An 18,632-nucleotide genomic window follows, 5' to 3' on the forward strand; every position below is an offset into this window, starting at 1 on the left:
TTTGTGAAAGGCTTCATTGAAACGGCCGGCACAGGGTGTCGGCAACGGCATCTGGCGCACGCATCCAGGCGAAGTGATCGGCGGCCACGCCCAGCTGCTGCGCGGTCAGAACGTCGATCTTCCGTCGCAGCCTTGGCAGCTTGTCTAACAGAGCACCCATGGAGCCCGGCGGCGCCATCCAGTCGTCCTGCAGCACCACGGCCCGGGCGTCGCCTTCGAGGTCGCGCAGGGACTGTTCCAGGTCCTCATCCAACCCGCGTGCCGCATAGCGGTTGCTCAACCCCACGCGGGCCCAGTCGCTGATCAGTCCCCGCGCTTCGTTGCCGCCAAAGCCGAGCCGGCGTCCAGGCAGCGCACCGCGTCGTCGTGCCAGCCACGGCAGGAAGCGATAGGCCAACGGCAGCACGCCGCCGCGGATGCCGGAAAAGCTGCGCCACCAGGGCGTACCGCTGGCCACCAGCCAGAGCTGGGCGGGCAGGGCGCCGCGGGCGGCGTGCAGACACGCCAGCTGCCCGCCCAGACTGTGCCCGCCGATGATCCAGGGCAGTGCCCCATGCGCGTCGTCGTCGGCCTGCAGTGCGCCCTGGCTGGTTGGCAGATCGTGTTGGAGAAGTTCCCGGTAACCCCAGTCCACCGCGCGTGAGGCACGCAGGGAGCTGCTGTCGTTCCCCCGCCATTCGTGCACATACACCGCGATGCCGCGCGCCGCCAGCGCCTGTCCAAGAGGCAGGTAATGGCGTGCCGCCACGCCCAGCGCCGGCAGCCAGAGCAGGCGCGCGCGCGGCCGCTCGGGCAGCACCTGCTGCACCTGGAAGCAATGGCCGTCGGCTGTGCACAGGTCAGCTGTGCGGACGGCAACGCTCATGCGTGCGACGCAGCGCCGAAGTGGTCCAGCACGCGCACATCGCTGCGTCCCGGCGCATAACCCAGGCGCAGACCGCGGGCAACGTAATCGATGGCGGCTTCGCAGGCGTTGGCCAGGCTCAGCCCGTTGCACAGTTGGGCGGCAATGGCCGAGGCCAGCGTGCACCCGGTGCCGTGAGCGTCCAGCGGCAGCCGCGCATGGCTGAAGACCTCGCTGCTGACGCCGTCGTAGAAACGGTCGACCACGCGCTGGCCTTCCTGCAGGTGTCCCCCCTTGAGCAGCACCGCGCCGACGCCCCGCGCGAGCAGGACGCCGGCCGCGCGCTCGGCATCGTCCGCATCGCCGATGCGATGGCCCACAAGCAGTTCGGCCTCAGGCGTATTCGGCGTGACCAGTGTAGCCATCGGCAGCAACCGCGCGCGTAGCGCGTCGAGCGCGCTTTCTTCCAGCAGCGTGGCGCCACTGGTGGCGATCATCACCGGATCCAGCACTACGTGCGGCGGACGCCGCGCCTGCAGCGTATCAGCCACGCAGTGGATGACCGCCGCGTTGGCCAGCATGCCGAGCTTGACGACATGGATGTCGAAATCGTCGAAGCAGGCCTCCAGTTGCGCCCGCAGGAAGTCGATCGGCGGCACATGCACGGCGGTGACGCCGCGCGTGTTCTGCGCGGTGAGCGCGCACACGACCGACAGCCCATGCACGCCGTGCGCGGCGAAGGTCTTCAGGTCCGCCTGGATGCCTGCGCCACCGCCGGAATCGGATCCGGCGATGGTCAGTGCGCAGGCGCGCGCGCTCAGGCTCACTCGCCCTTGCTGCCGTTGGGCTGGAACTCGGCGAACGTACCCGTCTGTGGATCGAACACCGCGCCCCAGAACATCCGGCCGCCGTCGCAGGCGCGGATGGCCTCGCGCGCCGGATCGATCTGGCTGCCGTCGGGCAGCTTGAACGCGTTGACGTAGATCAGCTGGCGTCCCTCGGTTTCGATCCCGACGTACTGCCGGTCGAACGCCGCCGGCGCCTGCACCTGGGCCTGAAGCTGGGCCAGTGCGGCTTCCAGCTGTTCCACCTGCCTGCGGCTGGGCGCCCAGTAGCCGGTCACACGCCCGGCATCACGTCCTGGGCTGGGCCGCGAACAGGTATCGAGCACCTGCGCGGCCACCACCGGGCGCGTCACCACCCAGGACTGGCCGGTCTTGAGTGCGGTGGGCACGCTCGGCGGTCCCTGCACGGTCGCGCACGCGCCCAGCGCCAGGCCACAGGCCAGCGCTGCCAGCGTGTTCCGCACCCGCCTGCTCACAGCACCTCCGAGGCGTAGTCGGCCAGGCGCGAACGTTCACCGCGACGCAGCGTGATGTGCGCGCTGTGCGGCCAGTTCTTGAAACGGTCAACGGCGTAGGTCAGGCCGGAGGTGGTTTCGGTCAGGTACGGCGTATCGATCTGTTCCACGTTGCCCAGGCAGACGATCTTGGTACCGGGACCGGCGCGGGTTATCAGCGTCTTCATCTGTTTCGGCGTGAGGTTCTGCGCCTCATCGAGGATGAGGTAGCGCGAAAGGAAGGTACGTCCGCGCATGAAGTTCATCGAGCGGATCTTGATGCGGCTGGCCAGCAGATCGTTGGTGGCGGCGCGGCCCCAGGAGCCGCCCTCGGCCGGCTGGGTCAGCACTTCGAGATTGTCGGTGAGCGCGCCCATCCAGGGCGTCATCTTCTCTTCCTCGGTGCCCGGCAGGAAGCCGATGTCCTCGCCCACGCTGACCGTGGCGCGGGTCATGATGATCTCCCGATACCGCTGCTGGTCCAGGGTCTGCGCCAGGCCGGCGGCCAGCGCGAGCAGCGTCTTGCCGGTACCGGCAGTGCCGAGCAGGGTGACGAAATCGATGTCCGGGTCCATCAGGGCGTTGAGGGCGAAGTTCTGCTCGCGGTTGCGCGCGCCGATCCCCCACACGGCGTGGCTGCCGTGGCGGAAGTCGTCCACCAGCGAAAGCGTGACCTTGGCGCCGTTGACCTTGCTGACGCGCAGTTCGACTTCATCGTCGCCGGGCAGGTAGACGAACTGGTTCGGGTACCACTCTTCGTCTTCGTGCGCCTGGATCTCATACAGCGAGCGGCCCTTGTCGCTCCAGCTGCGCAGATCGCTGCCGTGGCGCTTCCAGAAGTCGCCCGGCAGCTCGTTCGCGCCGGTGTACAGCAGGCTGAAATCATCCAGCGCGCGGTCGTTCTCGTAATCTTCGGACACGATGCCGGCGATGGCCGCCTTGATCCGCAGGTTGATGTCCTTGGACACGAACACCACCGGTGCCTCGGGTTGCTCCTCCTGCAGCGCAAGGATGGCGCCGAGGATCGCGTTGTCCGGGATGACCTTGCCGAAGCTCTTCCCCGCATCGAAATGACGGGTCTGGAAGCGCAGCTTGCCGGCGCTCTGTTTCCCGCGCAGCTGCAGCCCGTTGGGACGCTCCAGCGCGATGCCGTCGGCGAGGTTGTCCAGGCCCGAGGCCTGGACCAGTTCGTTGAGGAAGCGGCTGACCTGGCGGGCGTTGCGGCTGGCCTCGGATGTCCCCTTCTTGCCGTTGTCCAGCTCTTCGATCACCTGCATCGGCAGGTAGACATCGTGCTCTTCGAACTTGAACAGCGCGGTGGGATCGTGCATCAGCACGTTGGTGTCCAGCACGTAGATGCGCTTGCCTCGGGTCATCATCATCTCCTAGTGGACAGACAGCCCGGACTCACCACGACCTGCGGGGCAGGGCGGTGAAGATGGGCGGAAGAAGAAAGGGTCACTGGGCCTGCGCGGCCTTCAGCGCGGCCAGCACGGCATCGGCATGGCCGGCCACCTTGACCTTGCGCCACACCTGCACCAGGCGGTTGCGCGGGTCGATCAGGAAAGTGCTGCGCTCGATGCCGCGTACCTGCTTGCCGTACATATTCTTGAGCCTGATCACGTCGAACGCGCTGCACAGCGCTTCGGCGGCATCGCTGATGAGCGGAAACGCAAAGCCCTGCCTGGCGCAGAAGGTATCGTGGGACTTCAGTGAATCGCGCGAGACGCCGAAGATCCTGGCCCCGGCCTGCTCGAACTGCGGCAGCAGCGCGTTGAAGTCCAGTCCCTCGGTGGTGCACCCCGGGGTGCTGTCCTTGGGGTAGAAGTACAGCACCCGCCAGTGGCCGGCGAGTTCGCCAAGGGTGGTGGTGCCTGCGCCGCCGGACAGTGCCAGTGGCAGCGAAAGGGTGGTGGAGTCCAGGGTGTCGCCGTTTTCCATGGGGTCCTTCAGCGGGGCCGTGTCGTGCCACTACAACTGCAGCGTGCTACAGCTGCATGAAACATCGCGCACCCGTGACGGGCGCGCGAAAGCTCAGAACTTCATGGGATCCATGATCGCGTCGAGGTTCAGGTGGTCGCAGAACTCGAGGAAATCGTCGCGCAGCGCGGCAATGTGCATGTTGGCCGGTACGCCGATGGTGACCTGCGCGCTGAACATCTCCGCACCGGTCTGCATCGCGCGGTACCGCGTGCTCTGCAGGTTCTCGATGGTGATGCCCTGGCGATCGAAGAAATCGGCCAGCTGGAACAGGATGCCGGGCTTGTCCGCGGCGATCACCTCGACGATGTAGGGCAGCAGGTTGGACTGCGCGCCCTTGGCTTCGGTGCGGTACCAGACCAGCTTCAGGCCTTCTTCGCGTTCCAGGCGGGTGAGCATCGCTTCCAGTTTCGCCACCGCGTCCCAGGAGCCGGTGGCCAGGGCGGTGACCGAGACATCGCGGCCGACCGTGGACAGGCGCGCATCCACCAGGTTGCAGCCGCTGTCGGCGATACGGCGGGTGACGGGCAGCAGGGGGGACTCCGGATGCGTCGTGTACGCGTTGATCAGGAGATGGTTTTCGCTCGGCGAAGGGCGCGGGGTGGTGTCGGTCAAGGCGATTCCGGGGTGATGCGTCGTGAGTCTGAATGCCCGCACGGGGCGGGTATTCACCGGTGTCCAGCATACTTGCCCCCCCTTTCGCGCCGCAAGTAACATGCAGGCCATCTGTCGCCCCGCGCGACGGCCTTTTTCTCCCTCCCCGTCACGAGCAGCGCGCCTTGTCCCTTTCCGGCCTCATCACCGCCCTGGCGACCCCCTTCAAGGTCGACGGTTCCCTGGATTCCGAGGCGTGGCAGCGCCTGCTGCACCTCCAGCGCGAGGCAGGCGTGGACGGTGTCGTCGTGGCCGGATCGACCGGCGAGGCGGCGATGCTGTCCGATGCCGAGTACGACCAGCTGCTGTCCAGCGCGGTGGCCACGCTGGGCGGTCACTGTGCGGTGCTGGCGGGCACCGGCCATTCCGGTACCGCCCGGACCCTCGAACAGACCCGGCGCGCGGGGGCCCTCGGGGCGACGCACGCGCTGGTGGTCACGCCGCCGTATGTGCGTCCGACCCAGGCCGGCCTGGCTGCGCATTACCGTGCCGTGGCCGAACAGGGCGGGCTGCCGGTGGTCCTGTACAACGTGCCGGGGCGCACCGGCTGCGACATGCTGCCGGAGACCGTGGCCGGCCTGGCCAGCCATCCGGGGATCGTCGGGATCAAGGAGGCGGTCGCTGAGGCGAGCCGGGTGCAGGCGCTGCTGGCGCTGCGCGGCCCCGCGTTCGCCGTGCTCAGCGGCGACGACGGCACGGCCGGCCACTCGATCCACGCCGGCATGGATGGACTGATCTCGGTGGGCAGCAACGTACTGCCTGCGGCCTATGTACGCCTGTGCCGGCTCGCGGCAGCGGGTGAGACGGCCGCACTCAGCCAATGGGATGCACGTCTGCAGCCGTTCCATGCGTTCTGCGGTGTTGAATCCAACCCGATTCCGGTGAAGGCGCTGCTGCGTCGGCTCGGGATCGGCCACGATGTGCGGTTGCCGCTGCTGCCGTTGTCGGCCGCGCACGCCGCTGCGGCCGACCGGCTCGCCGCGTCCATCGCCGACCTTGAAACCCTTTCCCGCCACTGATCCGCCGTTGCGTGATCCAGGAGATTTACATGCGTCGATCCACCTCCACCTTCCGCGTGCTGTCCATCGCGCTTCTCGCCCTGGGCGCCACGGTAGCCACCACCGGTTGCTTCAAGAAGGGTGCGCGCGGCGAATATGCGATGGCCCCGGAAATGCGTCCGCTGGAAGTGCCGCCGGACCTGACCAACCCCAATCCGGCCGCCGCAGCGGCCGCGTCGAGCTCGGCCAGCACCTCGGTGCTTGCATCGCAGGCCTCGCGCCCGGCCGCCGCGCCGGCGGCGGGCAGCGCGCAGCCTGCCGCCGCATCGCCGTCCGGTTTCACCATCCCCGGCAGCAAGGATGAGGTGTACGGCAAGGTCGGCACGGCGCTGGAAGGCCTGCAGGGCGTGACCATCGCCAGCCGCGCCCAGCTGCTGGGCTCATACGATGTGGCCTTCGAAGGCAGCAACTTCCTCGTTCGCGTGGTGGCGGTCGAAGCGGGCGCTTACATCTCCGCGGTGGACCCGCGTGGCCAGCCAGCCACCGCCGAAGCGCCGGTCAAGCTGATCGCCGCTCTGAAGGCCCAGCTGGCGCCGTAAACGCAGGCCGTCCGCACCTGCCTGGGACAGCGCAGCGCCTCGGCCCTGCGCTGTTTCTGCCTGTGGACCACGATGACGCGGCAGGGGCAGGGCCAGCCGCCGTCCGCACCCACGAAAAAGGCGCCCTGCGGCGCCTTGATCGTCCAGCCGTAACGCGCCTCAGCGCTCCAGCAGCTTCAGCTTGTCCGGCTTGCCGTCCCATTCCTCCGCATCCGCCGGCGGATCCTTGCGTACCGTCAGCACCGGCCAGGCTTTGGCCAGCTCGGCATTGAGCGCCACGAACGCTTCCTGGCCTGCGGGTACATCGTCCTCCGGGAAAATCGCGTTGACCGGGCACTCCGGCTCGCACAGGGTGCAGTCGATGCATTCATCCGGGTCGATCACCAGGAAGTTCGGGCCCTCGTGGAAACAGTCCACGGGGCACACTTCCACGCAATCGGTGTGTTTGCACTTGATGCAGTTTTCAGTGACGACAAAGGGCATGGGGAGGGACAGATCCGTCTTTCAAGCCGTCAATTCTAGAACAGGTTGGGCCCCGGTGTCGGCAGACGCCGTGCAACGCGCTGCCCGGCGATGCCGCGCCCGGAGTTTGCCGCAGTGCACATTGCCAAGCGCGCAGCGTGCCAGCCATCCTCTTGTCCATCGGTAGACATCAAGGGGCGCGCGGGTGCGGATCGTAGCGGAGGGCAGGGCATGAGGGCGTTGGAAGGCATATTCCTGGGGATCGATGCAGGCACCCAGAGCGTCAAGGTGCTCGCCTACGACCCGGCGACACGCCAGGTCGTGGCCCATGCCACCCGTCCCTTGGCCCTGCACAGTACCGAAGATGGCGGCCGCGAGCAGCAGGCCGCGTGGTGGACCGACGCGCTGGCGGCCTGCATCGGCGAGCTTCCCGAGGGCGTCCGCAGGGGGGTGCGGGGCCTGGCGGTGTCGGGCCAGCAGCATGGCTTCGTTCCGGTAGGAACCGACGACCAGCCGCTGGGGCCGGTGAAGCTGTGGTGCGACACCAGCACCACCGAGGAATGTGACGCCATCACCGCGGCGGCCGGTGGCGAAGCGGCGTGCATCGCGCTGGCCGGCAACCCGCTGCGGGTCGGGTACACGGCCTCCAGGCTGCCCTGGACCCGTCGCCACCGGCCGCAGGTCCATGCCGCATTGGACTGCATCCTGCTGCCACACGATTACCTCAATCTGTGGTTGACCGGCGCGCGCTTCATGGAGTGCGGGGATGCCTCGGGTACCGGCTGGCTGGATGTGCGCTCCAGGACGTGGTCGCTGCCGATGCTGGCGGCCACCGATCCGGACCAGGATCTGGCGGCACGGCTGCCCGCGCTGGTGGGCCCGCAGCAGACCTTCGCGCTGCGCCCGGACCGGGCCGCGCTGCTGGGATTGCCCGCCGAGGCGCGGGTGGCCGTCGGCGGGGGGGACAACATGATGGCGGCGATCGGCACCGGCGCGGTGCGCGAAGGCCGGCTGAGCCTGAGCCTGGGAACCTCCGGCACGCTGTTCGGCTGGAGCGCGACGCCCCGCATCGATCCGCTCGGCCGTTGGGCTGCGTTCTGCGCGTCCGACGGCGGCTGGCTGCCGCTGATCTGCACCATGAACTGCACCGTGGCCACGGGACAGATCGCCGCGCTGCTCGGCATCGGCCGCGAGGAAGGCGAGGCCCTCATGGAGGCCAGCGCACCGGGTGCGGGCGGGCTGGTGCTGCTGCCCTTCTTCAACGGCGAGCGCAGTCCGGACCTGCCGCTGGCCAAGGGCGCCCTGCACGGCGTAGACCTGCACAATCTCACCCGGGCCAACCTGTATCGCGCCGCGATGGAGGGCGCCAGCTACAGCCTGCGGCTGGGCTACGACGCGCTCTGCGAGGGCGGTCTGCAGGGCCAGCGCCTGGTGCTCACCGGCGGCGGCGCCAACAGTGCCCGCTGGCGGCAGCTGATCGCCGATCTGTTCCAGCTGCCCGTAGAGGTGCCGGAGCAGACCGAGGGCGCGGCGTTCGGTGCGGCCCTGCAGGCGCTATGGGCGTGCGCGCACCCGGACCAGGCACTGGCTGACCTGGTTGATGTGCATCTGCGCTTTGATCCTGCGCTGGCGGCCCGGCCCGATCCGGCGCGCGCAGCGGCCTACGCGCGTGGCCATCAGCGTTTCGTGGCGCACCTGCAGGCGCTGTTGCCGCTGTTCCAGGACAGCCCGCGTGCCATCGCGGATGCCTGCGCGTGAATCCTGTACCGATCTCCGTTCTCCAGAAAGGAAACCGACCCATGCGTTCTTCGTTCCATGTTGGCCAGCGCGAGTTCTTCCCCGGCATCGGCGCCATCCCGTTCGAGGGCCGCGATTCGGACAATCCACTGGCGTTCAAGGTCTATCAGGCGGACAAGCTGATCGGCGGGCGCAGCATGGCCGAGCATCTGCGCTTTGCCGTAGCGTACTGGCATACCTTCTGCGGCACCGGCCATGATCCTTTCGGTCCCGGCACGCGCCTGCACCCGTGGGACGAAGCGGCCACGCCACTGGCACGTGCGGAGGCCAAGGCCGATGCGGCGTTCGAGTTCTTCACCAAGCTGGGCGTGCCTTACTGGTGCTTCCATGACGTGGATCTGGCCCCCGACGCGGAGGACATCGGTCAATACCGTGACAACCTGGCCCACATGGTGGAGTTCGCCGGCAGCCTGCAGCAGCAGACCGGCATGAAGCTGCTGTGGGGCACGGCCAATCTGTTCTCGCATCCGCGGTACATGAATGGCGCGGCGACCAACCCGGAGTTCGGTGTGGTCGCGCGGGCCGCCGTGCAGGTGCAGGCCGCGCTGCAGGCCACGGTCGCGCTGGGCGGCCGCAATTACGTGTTCTGGGGCGGCCGCGAGGGTTATGCCAGCCTGCTCAATACGGACATGAAACGCGAACAGGCCCACCTCGCGCGCTTCCTTGCAGCAGCGCGCGATTATGGTCGTAGCATCGGTTTCGATGGCACGTTCCTCATCGAGCCCAAGCCCATGGAGCCGATGAACCACCAGTATGACTTCGACAGCGCCACGGTGGTCGGCTTCCTGCGCGCGCATGGCCTGGACAAGGACTTCAAGCTCAACATCGAAGCCAACCACGCGACGTTGTCCGGGCATACCTTCGCCCATGACCTGCAGGTGGCGGCCGATGCCGGACTGCTGGGCAGCATCGATGCCAACCGGGGCAATCCACAGAACGGCTGGGATACCGACCAGTTCCCGACCGACCTGTACGACACCGTGGGCGCCATGCTGGTGGTGCTGCGGCAGGGTGGGCTGGGTGGGGGCGGACTCAACTTCGACGCCAAGGTCAGGCGCGAATCCACGGATCCGCAGGACCTGTTCATCGCCCACATCGGTGGCATGGATGCCTTCGCGCGTGGGCTTGAAGTGGCCCACGCCCTGCTCGCCGAATCGCCGCTGGAGCGCTGGCGCAGCGAGCGGTATGCGAGCTTCGAGGACGGTCCCGGTACGGCGTTCTCCGCCGGGCGCCTGTCGCTGGAGGCGTTGGCCGATCATGCCGCGCAGGGCGGCGTGCTGCAGGTGCGCAGCGGACGACAGGAAAGTTATGAGAATCTGCTCAACCAGTACCTGCTGCGCTGAGCAGCAGGCCACCCACTCCAACGGATGACCCCATGTCTTCAACACGCCCGGCAGGCGCCGGCAGTCACGGCGAGAACACCACTTTCATCGTCCTGATCAGTTGTGTCGCCACCCTCGGTGGCTTTCTGTTCGGCTTCGACAGCGGGGTCATCAACGGCACCGTCGATGGACTGCGGCAGGCCTTCAATTCCAGCGAGGCCGCGCTGGGCTTCGAGGTGGCCTCCATGCTGTTGGGTTGTGCCTTCGGCGCCTTCCTGGCAGGCCGCCTGGGCGATCTGCTGGGACGGCGCAGCGTGCTCATCATCTCGGCCGTGCTGTTCCTGGTTTCGGCGATCGGCGCCGGCGCCGCACATGCCTCCTGGCTGTTCATCGCCGCACGGGTGATGGGCGGCTTCGCGGTGGGCGCGGCCAGCGTGATGTCACCGGCCTACATCGCCGAGGTGGCTTCCGCACGCTACCGCGGCAAGTTGGCCACGGTGCAGCAGATGGCCATCATCAGCGGATTGTTCGCTGCGTTCCTCAGCAATTTCCTGCTGGCCCGGGCCGCTGGTGCCTCCACCGAAGCGCTGTGGCTGGGGCACGAGGCGTGGCGCTGGATGTTCTGGATGCAGGCCATTCCGTCGCTGCTGTTCCTGGTGCTGCTGCTGGTGATCCCGGAGAGCCCGCGCTTTCTGCTGGTCAAACGCCGTGGCGTCGAAGCCGAGGCGGTGCTCACCCGGCTGTACGGTCGGGAGGAAGCGCTCGCCAAGCTTGGCGAAATCGAAGCAAGCCTGTCCAGCGACGCGCACCATCCGACCTTCGCCGACCTCAGGGACAAGGCGACCGGCCGGCTGCGCAGGATCGTCTGGGTGGGCATCGGCCTGGCCGTGCTGCAGCAGCTTGTAGGCATCAACGTGGTGTTCTACTACGGTGCGGTGCTGTGGCAGGCCGTGGGCTTTTCGGAAAACGATGCGCTGCTGATCAACGTGCTGTCCGGTGGCCTGAGCATCGGGGCCTGCCTGATCGCGCTGCTGCTGATCGACCGCATCGGCCGCAAGCCGCTGCTGCTGATCGGTTCAGTGGGCATGTCGGCGGCGCTGGCCCTGATGGTGGTGGCCTTCGCCAGCGGCAGCCTGGTCGATGGCCGTCTCCAGCTCAGTGATGGCATGGGGCGGCTGGCCCTCATCGCGGCCAACATCTACGTCGTGTTCTTCAACATGTCGTGGGGACCGGTGATGTGGGTGATGCTCGGGGAGATGTTCCCGAACCAGATCCGGGGGTCGGCGCTGGCGGTTTCCGGCGCCGCGCAGTGGACCTCGAACTTCGCCATCACCGTCACGTTCCCGATGCTGCTGGCGGGGATCGGCCTGGCCGGTGCCTACGGCATCTATACGGCAGCGGCGTGCCTGTCCGTGTTCTTCGTGGTGCGCTGCGTGCGCGAGACCAAGGGCAGGGAACTGGAGCAGATGGAGGGGTGAGGGCGCGTGGAGCCGGGCCATGCCCGGCTCCACGGCAGTGGCGGTGCAGCGCCCGGCCGTTTGCCAAAAACGCAGAAAAGCCCGCTTTCGGCGGGCTTTTCGGTTCCTGCTGCAGTGACTGGTGCTCCCTAGGGGACTCGAACCCCTGTTTTAGCCTTGAGAGGGCCACGTCCTAACCTCTAGACGAAGGGAGCATTTCAGTGTCACTGCCGAGGCAGGCGCGCTAGTATATGCATCTCGATGCCATTGGGCAATCCCGAAACTTCAACCGGAAGCGCCAACATCATTTCCTCCGTTACAACTCCGATCGGCCTGCGCGTCATCCCGCGCGACCAGCACACCATTTCCCGCAAGGACATCAGCCCGAACGCGCTGCGCGTGCTGTACCGCCTGCGTGATTCCGGATTCGGCGCCTACCTCGTAGGCGGTGCCGTCCGCGACCTGCTGGTCAATGGCCACCCCAAGGATTTCGACGTGGCCACCGATGCCACGCCGGAGCAGGTCAAGCAGCTGTTCCGCAACTGCCGGCTCATCGGCCGCCGGTTCAGGCTGGCCCACGTGGTGTTCGGCCGCGAGATCATCGAAGTGGCCACGTTCCGGGCCAACACCGATGACGGCAGCGGTGACCGCGAGATGGAAAACGGCATGCTGGTGCGGGACAACGTCTACGGTTCGATCGAAGACGATGCGGTGCGCCGCGATTTCACCTGCAATGCCCTGTACTACACGGTGGAGGATTTCTCGGTCCGCGATTACACCGGCGGGTTCGAGGACGTACAGGCGCGGCTGATGAAACTCATCGGCGATCCCGTGCTGCGCTACCAGGAAGACCCCGTGCGCATGCTGCGCGCCGTGCGGCTGGCGGCCAAGCTGGGCTTCCAGATCGAAGAGAAGACCGCTGCGCCGATCCCGCAGCTGGCCAACCTGCTCAACGAGGCGGCGCCGGCGCGCCTGTTCGAGGAAGTGTTGAAGCTGTTCCTCTCCGGGCATGGCGTGGCCAGTTTCGAAGGCCTGGAGCGCTACGGCCTGTTCGAGGTGATGTTCCCCGAGAGCGGCAAGGCCCTGCGCGCAAACCGCAGCGGGGCGCTGCGCCGCATGATGGTGGCCGGACTGGCCAACACCGATCTGCGCGTGGCTAATGATGAACCGGTCTCGCCATCGTTCCTGTTCGCGCTGCTGCTGTGGCCGGCCTTCTGCCGCACGCTGGCCACGCTGGAGAAACAGGGCCTGGCACCGGAAGAAGCACAGCGCCGCGCTGCCGACCGGGTGACGCTGCACCAGCTTTCGACGATCGCGCTGCCGCGCCGGTTCTCGCTGCCGATGCAGGAGATCTGGCTGCTGCAGGCGCGCTTTGGTTCGCGCCAGCGCAAGCGGGTGTTCCGTACGCTGACCCACCCGCGCTTCCGCGCTGCCTACGATTTCCTCATCCTGCGCCAGGTCGCCTCCAGCGACCACACTGCCGATGTGGAGTTCTGGCGCGAGGCACAGCAGCAGTCCGGCCGCGAGCTGGAATCCACGCTCGACGACCTGCATACCCAGGAGCCGCTCGACGAAGACGGCGCGCCGACCCGGCGCCGCCGTCGCCGGCGGCGTCCCGGTGCTGACGCCGGTTCGCCCTGAGCGCGTGATGGAAACCGCCTGCATCGGCCTGGGCGCCAACCTCGGCGATGCGGCGGCCACGCTGCGCGCCGCCCTGGCGGCGCTCGATGAACTGCCCGGAACGCGCCTGCACCTGGCATCGCAGCTGTACACCACGCCGGCGTGGGGCAACGAGGACCAGCCAGCGTTCGTCAACGCGGCGGCCGTCGTCCATACCCGGCTCGCCCCGCTGCCGCTGCTGCACGCACTGCTGGCGCTGGAACAGCAGGCCGGTCGCATCCGTGATCCGGCCGTGCACTGGGGCCCGCGCGCGCTCGACCTGGATCTGCTGTTGTATGGGGAACAGACAGTGGACCTGCCCGAACTGCAGGTGCCGCATCCGTACCTCCACGAGCGCGCCTTCGTGCTGGTGCCGCTGGCCGAGATCGCGCCGGACGCATGGATTCCGGGACACGGCCGCGTACGGGACGCAGCGATGCAGGTCAATGCCTGCGGGATCGCGCCGATAGGGGGATAATGTCCGCGTCATCTCCCTCGGTTATCTCCTGATGAGCTCCCACGCAGACAGCAAGCCCTGGACCGTTCCCGCGCTGGCCGAGGCCAAGCGCGCCGGCCAGAAGCTGGTCATGTTGACCGCCTACGACGCCGGATTCGCGCGTTCCTTCGATGCCAACGGTGTCGACCTGATCCTGATCGGCGATTCGCTGGGCATGGTGGTGCAGGGCCATGACTCCACGCTGCCGGTGACTGTGGCGGACATGGTCTACCACACCCGCGCCGTGGCCGGAGTGCTGCAGCGGGCGTTGCTGGTGGCGGATCTGCCGTTCGGGGCCGACGCCACGCCCGAGCGCGCGCTGGAGGCCTCGCTGCAACTGCTGCAGGCCGGTGCGGAGATGGTCAAGATCGAAGGCGCCGGCTTCAAGCTGGACATCATCCGGCACCTGGTGGAGCGGGAGATTCCGGTCTGTTCACACCTGGGCCTGACGCCACAATCGGTGCTGCGCCTGGGTGGCTACCGCGTGCAGGGCCGTGGCGATGCCGCGCGCCAGCTGCTGGACGATGCGCGCGCGGTGGTGGAGGCAGGTGCCTCGCTGCTGGTGCTGGAATGCCTGCCGACCCCGTTGGCCACACAGGTCACCGAAGCGGTTGCCGTGCCGACCATCGGCATCGGGGCAGGGCCGGGCTGCGATGGCCAGGTGCTGGTGATGCACGATTTCCTCGGCCTGGACAGCGGCCATCGCCGGCCCAAGTTCGTCAAGGATTTCCTCGCCGAAGGCGGCTCCGTAGCCGGTGCCGTCCAGGCCTACGCCACTGCCGTGCGCAACGGTACTTTCCCAGACGCAGAACACGCCTACGCATCATGATCGAGACCGTCACCGAACTTTCCCGGCTGCGTGCCGTTGTCAGCGGCTGGAAGCGCGAAGGCCTGCGCGTGGCGCTGGTGCCCACGATGGGCAACCTGCATGCCGGCCATTATTCCCTGGTCACTCTGGCCCGGCAGTACGCCGACCGGGTGGTTTCCAGCGTGTTCGTCAACCCGACCCAGTTCGGTCCGAGCGAGGACTTCACACGTTACCCGCGCACGCCCGAAGCCGATACCACCGGCCTGGAAGGCGCCGGCTGCGATGTGCTGTGGCTGCCCACGGTGGAATCGATGTATCCGTTCGGGGTGGCGCTGGCGGCCAGCGTGCACGTGCCGGGCATGAGCAGCCTGCTGGAAGGTGCGCATCGCCCGGGACATTTCGATGGCGTCTGCACCGTGGTGTCGCGGCTGTTCAACCAGGTACAGCCCGACGTGGCCGCGTTCGGCAAGAAGGACTTCCAGCAGCTGGCGGTGATCCGGCAGATGGTGGCCGACCTCGCCTTCCCGATCCAGATCGTCGGGGGTGACATCGTGCGTGAGGACGATGGCCTGGCGATGAGTTCGCGAAACCAGTATCTGGACGCGCAGCAGCGGCCGGCGTCGACATTGATCCATCGCGTGTTGCTGGGCATGCGCGAGGGCTACATCACGGGGCTGTCGCGCGAGCGCATTGAGGCCGAGGCCACGGCCGCACTGCAGGCGGGTGGTTTCGCCGTGGATTACGCCGCGCTGCGCACGCCGGACCTGCTCGAGCCGCCGCATGAGGGCGGGCCGCGCGTGGCGCTGATCGCCGCGCGACTGGGCAGCACGCGGCTGATCGACAACCTGGAGTTCTGACCCACCGCGCGGACCGGTCGGGCGCCGGGCAGCGGCCTGGCGCCCACATCGGCCTGCGCCCCGGCAGTAGACGCCGCCGGCATGTGATGGATCATTCCCCGCTCAACGACAGCGCGGCATGGATCAGCGCCAGGTGGCTCAGCCCCTGCGGCACATTGCCCAGGCCCTCGCCGGTCCGGGGATCGTACATTTCCGGCATCAGGCCCACTTCGTTGGCGACCCGCCCGATCAGCGCTTCGAAGATTTCCCTTGCCTGGTCACGTTCGCCCAGCAGGGCATAGGCTTCGACCATCCAGAAGGCACATGCCAGGAAGGTGCCTTCGCAGTCGCGCATGCCGGTGTAGCGCCATAGAAGCGTCCCGCTTTCATCAGCGAGTTCGCGGCGCATGGCTTCGCGCGTGGCGATGAACCGCTCGCGACGTTCATCCGCCAGCCCGAAGCGCGAGGCCAGCATCAGACTCGCATCAAGCCGCTCATCGCCGGCGTGCAGGGTGTAGCTCTGCTTGCGTTCGCTCCAGCAGTGGGCGTCCACCCAGTCCAGGATGCGCGCCTTCTCACGCTGCCAGCGTGGCAGCCGGGCCTGGGTGAGGTGGCCCTGTTCGGCCATTTCGCACGCGCGACGCAGGGCCAGCCAGCACTCGATCTTGGACATCGTGTAATGCTGCTCGTCTTCCAGTTCCCAGAAACCGTGGTCCTTGCGCATCCAGCCTTCGGCACATTCCTCGGCAAGGTCGAACAGCAGGCGCGAGGTCGTGTTGTCAAGCACATGCCCGGCTTCGATGAACCGCGCCGCCATCTCGAAGACATCGCCGTAGGCGCACGTCTGCAGCTGGTCGGTGGCCAGGTTGCCAACGCGCACCGGCTGGCTGTTGCGATAGCCGGGAATGTCGATATGGCGTTCCTGGTCCACGCGGTCACCGCGCAGCGAATAGCACGGATGCAGTCCGGGCCGGTGGCGGTTGATGGTGGTCATCAGCCAGCTGAAACTGGCCTTCGCGTCGGGCAGCGCGCCGACGCGCAGGAAGGTCTTGATGGTGTAAGCGGCATCGCGCACCCAGGCGTAGCGGTAATCCCAGTTCTTGTCGCCGCCGATCCGCTCGGGCAGCGAGGCGGTGACGGCCGCTGCGATGGCACCGGTGGGCGAGAACCACAGGAACTTGAGCGCCAGCGCCGACCGGATGACGGTGGCCGCATAGTCAGGCGGGTAGACCAGGCTGTTGGTCCAGTCACGCCACTCCTGGTCGGAGCGCTCCAGACGTGCCCCGATGTCCGCCAGCGGCGGAACCGGCAGCGATTCATCCTCGGAAACCAGCAGCGCGACGATCGCGCTGGAGCCTTCGGCCACTGTCAGTTCGGCTTCGACGCGGCGGTCATCGCGGTGGGTGATCTGCAGGGCGTCGCAGTGCCGCAGCATCGTCATCATCGGGCCGACGTGATGCACGCAGCCGTTGGGCGTATCGTCCATCCACGGGGCTCGGTGACCGGCGCGGGTGCCAGGCTGGTAGCGCAGGTCGAACGTCACCGTGCCCTGCAATCCCTCCACGCGGCGGGCCAGCTCCGACCAGGGCAGGCGCCCGGCCGGCCCGCTGTTGAGCGATTCGGTGAGCAGTGCGCTGCCCTCGCGGGTATGCACCCGCGTTTCCAGCACGTTGCTGCAGGGACGGTACCGGCGCTGCACGCGGGTGACCCCGCGCGCCGTGAGAGCGAAGTAGCCGCCGCCCGGTGCATCCAGCAGCCGATCGAACAGCGGCGGGGCATCCATGCAGGGCGCGCACCACCAGTCGATGCTGCCGTCGGCGGCGATCAACGCCGCCGACCGGCCATCGCCGACCACCGCATAGGCGGCAATCGGCGCATGGCCCTCGTCGTCGCGGGCCAGGTCCGCATCCGCGAAGGCTCCGGTCGTACCGGCCGTCATGACAGGAACATGCCGCCCGTGGCGCCGATCACCTCGCCGGTGATGTAGCTCGATTCCTGCGTGGCCAGCAGGACGTAGGCCGGCGCCATTTCAACCGGCTGCCCGGCGCGCTTGAGCGGCGTCTGCGAACCGAACTCCGGAATCGCTTCCGGCGGCTGGCCACCGGCCGGCTGCAGCGGGGTCCACACCGGGCCCGGGGCCACGGCATTCACACGGATACCGCGCTCGGCGACCTGGTGGGCGAGCGCCTTGGTGAAATTGACGATGGCCGCCTTGGTGGGAGCGTAGTCGAGCAGGTTCGGCGAGGGCTGGTAGGCCTGGATGGAGGTCGTGTTGATGATGGTCGCGCCGGCGGGCAGGTGCTTCAGCGCGGCCTTGCAGACCCAGAACAGCGCGTGCACGTTGGTGCGGAAGGTGGCGTCGAACTGCTCGGTGGTCAGTTCGTCGATGCTCTCCACGGCAACCTGCTTGCCGGCGATGTTGGCCACCACGTCGAGCCCGCCGAGGGCCTGGACCGCCTTGTCCACCAGCTCGGTGCAGAACGCTTCGTCCTGCAGGTCGCCGGGCACGACCACCGCCTTGCGGCCTTCCGCCTCGATCAGGGCGACCACTTCGGCGGCGTCGGCTTCTTCTTCGGGCAGGTAGTTCAGGACGACGTCGGCACCTTCGCGCGCGAACGCGATGGCCACTGCACGGCCGATGCCGGAGTCGGCGCCGGTGACCAGTGCCTTGCGGCCCACCATGCGACCGAAGCCCACATAGCTCTGCTCACCATGGTCGGCGCGTGGCGAAAGTGCGTGGACCGTGCCCGGCGCGGTCTGGGTCTGGGCGGGATACTTTGGCTGCGGGAACTGGGTCAGTGGGTTCTGCATCGCGTACTGGTTGCGCTCGGTCATGGTCGACACCGTCTGTGGGGGAGGGCGTCCATGCTCCCGTCGCCCGCGCCATGGCCGGGTGAACTGCTGCTCACCCCGCGTTCGCCGGAATATCGCGCGACGGTCACTCGCTGCAGTTGCCTTGACGGATTGCAGAGGTGTACCCCGCGCGCAGAGCAGTCCTGCCCATGTAGACAAACTCGTTCCGCGCGTCCGTCGAGCCGTCATCCGCACATCCCGTCCGCAACTTTTCCCGAAGTCCCGGGTAGGGCCGAAGGAGGCTGTCCGTCAGCTCCGGGTAAAGCCGACCGCTCGTCGGGGGGAGTGACCCGGCGGACTCGACACGGGCCGGCGGCGCCGGGTTTGCAGTGTGGGCAGCCGCCCCAGCCAATCCTTCTCTAGCCAGGCGAAGCAGGACGGGCAGGCAATCGGCCACGCGTAGCAGGTCTCCGTTGCCTACGGACACGGCGGCATGCAGGCGCTTGACTCCAAGAACAACAGGCTCGAACTGGGCGACCTTTTCCGGATCGAGGCCAAACCCAGTCAATCGTCCTGGAACGTCAGCAG

The 18,632-nt window shown here is 67.7% G+C and carries 18 protein-coding genes and 1 tRNA gene; 9 read left to right on the forward strand and 10 right to left on the reverse strand.

Annotated elements, in window-relative coordinates; translation table 11 throughout:
- Positions 1-13: 13 nt before the first annotated feature.
- The 6 genes from FHY09_RS10500 to FHY09_RS10525 form a co-directional block, all read right to left on the reverse strand.
- The gene (locus FHY09_RS10500) at positions 14-865 is read right to left on the reverse strand and encodes a serine aminopeptidase domain-containing protein (protein ID WP_166926819.1); all 852 of its coding nucleotides are present in this window, start codon (positions 863-865) and stop codon (positions 14-16) included.
- Positions 862-1,671, reverse strand: a complete 810-nt coding sequence (thiD, locus tag FHY09_RS10505; RefSeq protein ID WP_166926820.1) for a bifunctional hydroxymethylpyrimidine kinase/phosphomethylpyrimidine kinase — start codon at positions 1,669-1,671, stop codon at positions 862-864. Before thiD ends, FHY09_RS10500 begins: the two co-directional genes overlap by 4 nt.
- The gene (locus FHY09_RS10510) at positions 1,668-2,165 is read right to left on the reverse strand and encodes a hypothetical protein (protein WP_456362779.1); all 498 of its coding nucleotides are present in this window, start codon (positions 2,163-2,165) and stop codon (positions 1,668-1,670) included. Before FHY09_RS10510 ends, thiD begins: the two co-directional genes overlap by 4 nt.
- Positions 2,162-3,559 (reverse strand): PhoH family protein, encoded by a 1,398-nt coding sequence (locus tag FHY09_RS10515; RefSeq protein ID WP_166926821.1) that lies wholly within the window; start codon positions 3,557-3,559, stop codon positions 2,162-2,164. The genes FHY09_RS10510 and FHY09_RS10515 overlap by 4 nt, the downstream gene beginning before the upstream one ends.
- Positions 3,560-3,641: 82 nt before the next feature.
- Positions 3,642-4,124, reverse strand: coding sequence for a peroxiredoxin family protein (locus tag FHY09_RS10520; protein ID WP_166926822.1), 483 nt, complete (start codon positions 4,122-4,124; stop codon positions 3,642-3,644).
- Positions 4,125-4,217: 93 nt separating this feature from the next.
- Positions 4,218-4,778: a glycine cleavage system protein R gene (locus FHY09_RS10525; protein ID WP_166926823.1), complete on the reverse strand. Its 561-nt coding sequence runs from the start codon at positions 4,776-4,778 to the stop codon at positions 4,218-4,220.
- 164 nt (positions 4,779-4,942) lie between these two features.
- On the opposite strand from FHY09_RS10525, the gene dapA reads away from it, so the two are divergent.
- Together dapA and FHY09_RS10535 are read left to right on the forward strand one after the other, a co-directional pair.
- Positions 4,943-5,836, forward strand: coding sequence for a 4-hydroxy-tetrahydrodipicolinate synthase (gene dapA / locus FHY09_RS10530; RefSeq protein WP_166926824.1), 894 nt, complete (start codon positions 4,943-4,945; stop codon positions 5,834-5,836).
- A gap of 29 nt (positions 5,837-5,865) precedes the next feature.
- Positions 5,866-6,414 carry a hypothetical protein gene (locus FHY09_RS10535; RefSeq protein WP_166926825.1) on the forward strand — a complete coding sequence of 183 codons (549 nt, stop codon included), beginning with the start codon at positions 5,866-5,868 and terminating at the stop codon, positions 6,412-6,414.
- Between the two features lie 159 nt (positions 6,415-6,573).
- Here the strand turns inward: FHY09_RS10535 and fdxA are convergent, their stop codons facing one another.
- Complete coding sequence (gene fdxA, locus FHY09_RS10540) at positions 6,574-6,897, reverse strand: ferredoxin FdxA (protein WP_166926826.1); 324 nt, start codon at positions 6,895-6,897, stop codon at positions 6,574-6,576.
- Positions 6,898-7,107: 210 nt separating this feature from the next.
- Here fdxA and xylB point away from each other — a divergent pair, with 210 nt between their 5' ends.
- Genes xylB through FHY09_RS10555 form a run of 3 tightly spaced genes read left to right on the forward strand, consistent with a single transcriptional unit; the run spans position 7,108 to position 11,473 of the window.
- A complete protein-coding gene (gene xylB, locus FHY09_RS10545) occupies positions 7,108-8,634 on the forward strand; it encodes a xylulokinase (RefSeq protein ID WP_166926827.1) in 1,527 nt (508 codons plus the stop codon).
- A gap of 41 nt (positions 8,635-8,675) precedes the next feature.
- Positions 8,676-10,016, forward strand: a complete 1,341-nt coding sequence (xylA, locus tag FHY09_RS10550; RefSeq protein ID WP_166926828.1) for a xylose isomerase — start codon at positions 8,676-8,678, stop codon at positions 10,014-10,016.
- A gap of 32 nt (positions 10,017-10,048) precedes the next feature.
- The gene (locus FHY09_RS10555; protein WP_166926829.1) at positions 10,049-11,473 is read left to right on the forward strand and encodes a sugar porter family MFS transporter; all 1,425 of its coding nucleotides are present in this window, start codon (positions 10,049-10,051) and stop codon (positions 11,471-11,473) included.
- Between the two features lie 119 nt (positions 11,474-11,592).
- On the opposite strand, the gene FHY09_RS10560 is transcribed toward FHY09_RS10555, so the two are convergent.
- Positions 11,593-11,667, reverse strand: a tRNA-Glu gene (locus FHY09_RS10560).
- Between the two features lie 52 nt (positions 11,668-11,719).
- On the opposite strand from FHY09_RS10560, the gene pcnB reads away from it, so the two are divergent.
- Genes pcnB through panC form a run of 4 tightly spaced genes read left to right on the forward strand, consistent with a single transcriptional unit; the run spans position 11,720 to position 15,272 of the window.
- Positions 11,720-13,093: a polynucleotide adenylyltransferase PcnB gene (pcnB, locus tag FHY09_RS10565; RefSeq protein ID WP_166926979.1), complete on the forward strand. Its 1,374-nt coding sequence runs from the start codon at positions 11,720-11,722 to the stop codon at positions 13,091-13,093.
- 7 nt (positions 13,094-13,100) lie between these two features.
- On the forward strand, positions 13,101-13,589 hold the full coding sequence (gene folK, locus FHY09_RS10570; RefSeq protein WP_166926830.1) for a 2-amino-4-hydroxy-6-hydroxymethyldihydropteridine diphosphokinase: 489 nt from the start codon (positions 13,101-13,103) through the stop codon (positions 13,587-13,589).
- A 31-nt stretch (positions 13,590-13,620) separates the two neighbouring features.
- Entirely contained in the window at positions 13,621-14,436 is an 816-nt protein-coding gene (gene panB, locus FHY09_RS10575; RefSeq protein WP_166926831.1) for a 3-methyl-2-oxobutanoate hydroxymethyltransferase, read from the forward strand.
- Positions 14,433-15,272, forward strand: coding sequence for a pantoate--beta-alanine ligase (gene panC / locus FHY09_RS10580; RefSeq protein ID WP_166926832.1), 840 nt, complete (start codon positions 14,433-14,435; stop codon positions 15,270-15,272). Before panB ends, panC begins: the two co-directional genes overlap by 4 nt.
- 91 nt (positions 15,273-15,363) lie before the next feature.
- Here panC and FHY09_RS10585 read toward each other — a convergent pair whose 3' ends face one another.
- Complete coding sequence (locus tag FHY09_RS10585; protein ID WP_166926833.1) at positions 15,364-17,190, reverse strand: glycoside hydrolase family 15 protein; 1,827 nt, start codon at positions 17,188-17,190, stop codon at positions 15,364-15,366.
- Complete coding sequence (locus tag FHY09_RS10590; RefSeq protein ID WP_166926834.1) at positions 17,187-18,086, reverse strand: SDR family oxidoreductase; 900 nt, start codon at positions 18,084-18,086, stop codon at positions 17,187-17,189. The genes FHY09_RS10585 and FHY09_RS10590 overlap by 4 nt, the downstream gene beginning before the upstream one ends.
- Positions 18,087-18,632: the final 546 nt, after the last annotated feature.

It is taken from the genome of Xanthomonas sp. 60 (assembly GCF_011761925.1).

What these genes read in the sequence shown, in the direction of transcription:
- FHY09_RS10500 (WP_166926819.1), bottom strand. Translation starts at nt 865, where the DNA reads ATGAGCGTTGCCGTCCGCACAGCTGACCTGTGCACAGCCGACGGCCAT.
- FHY09_RS10515 (WP_166926821.1), bottom strand. Translation starts at nt 3,559, where the DNA reads ATGACCCGAGGCAAGCGCATCTACGTGCTGGACACCAACGTGCTGATG.
- FHY09_RS10520 (WP_166926822.1), bottom strand. Translation starts at nt 4,124, where the DNA reads ATGGAAAACGGCGACACCCTGGACTCCACCACCCTTTCGCTGCCACTG.
- FHY09_RS10535 (WP_166926825.1), top strand. Translation starts at nt 5,866, where the DNA reads ATGCGTCGATCCACCTCCACCTTCCGCGTGCTGTCCATCGCGCTTCTC.
- fdxA (WP_166926826.1), bottom strand. Translation starts at nt 6,897, where the DNA reads ATGCCCTTTGTCGTCACTGAAAACTGCATCAAGTGCAAACACACCGAT.
- xylB (WP_166926827.1), top strand. Translation starts at nt 7,108, where the DNA reads ATGAGGGCGTTGGAAGGCATATTCCTGGGGATCGATGCAGGCACCCAG.
- xylA (WP_166926828.1), top strand. Translation starts at nt 8,676, where the DNA reads ATGCGTTCTTCGTTCCATGTTGGCCAGCGCGAGTTCTTCCCCGGCATC.
- FHY09_RS10555 (WP_166926829.1), top strand. Translation starts at nt 10,049, where the DNA reads ATGTCTTCAACACGCCCGGCAGGCGCCGGCAGTCACGGCGAGAACACC.
- folK (WP_166926830.1), top strand. Translation starts at nt 13,101, where the DNA reads ATGGAAACCGCCTGCATCGGCCTGGGCGCCAACCTCGGCGATGCGGCG.
- panB (WP_166926831.1), top strand. Translation starts at nt 13,621, where the DNA reads ATGAGCTCCCACGCAGACAGCAAGCCCTGGACCGTTCCCGCGCTGGCC.
- panC (WP_166926832.1), top strand. Translation starts at nt 14,433, where the DNA reads ATGATCGAGACCGTCACCGAACTTTCCCGGCTGCGTGCCGTTGTCAGC.
- FHY09_RS10585 (WP_166926833.1), bottom strand. Translation starts at nt 17,190, where the DNA reads ATGACGGCCGGTACGACCGGAGCCTTCGCGGATGCGGACCTGGCCCGC.
- FHY09_RS10590 (WP_166926834.1), bottom strand. Translation starts at nt 18,086, where the DNA reads ATGACCGAGCGCAACCAGTACGCGATGCAGAACCCACTGACCCAGTTC.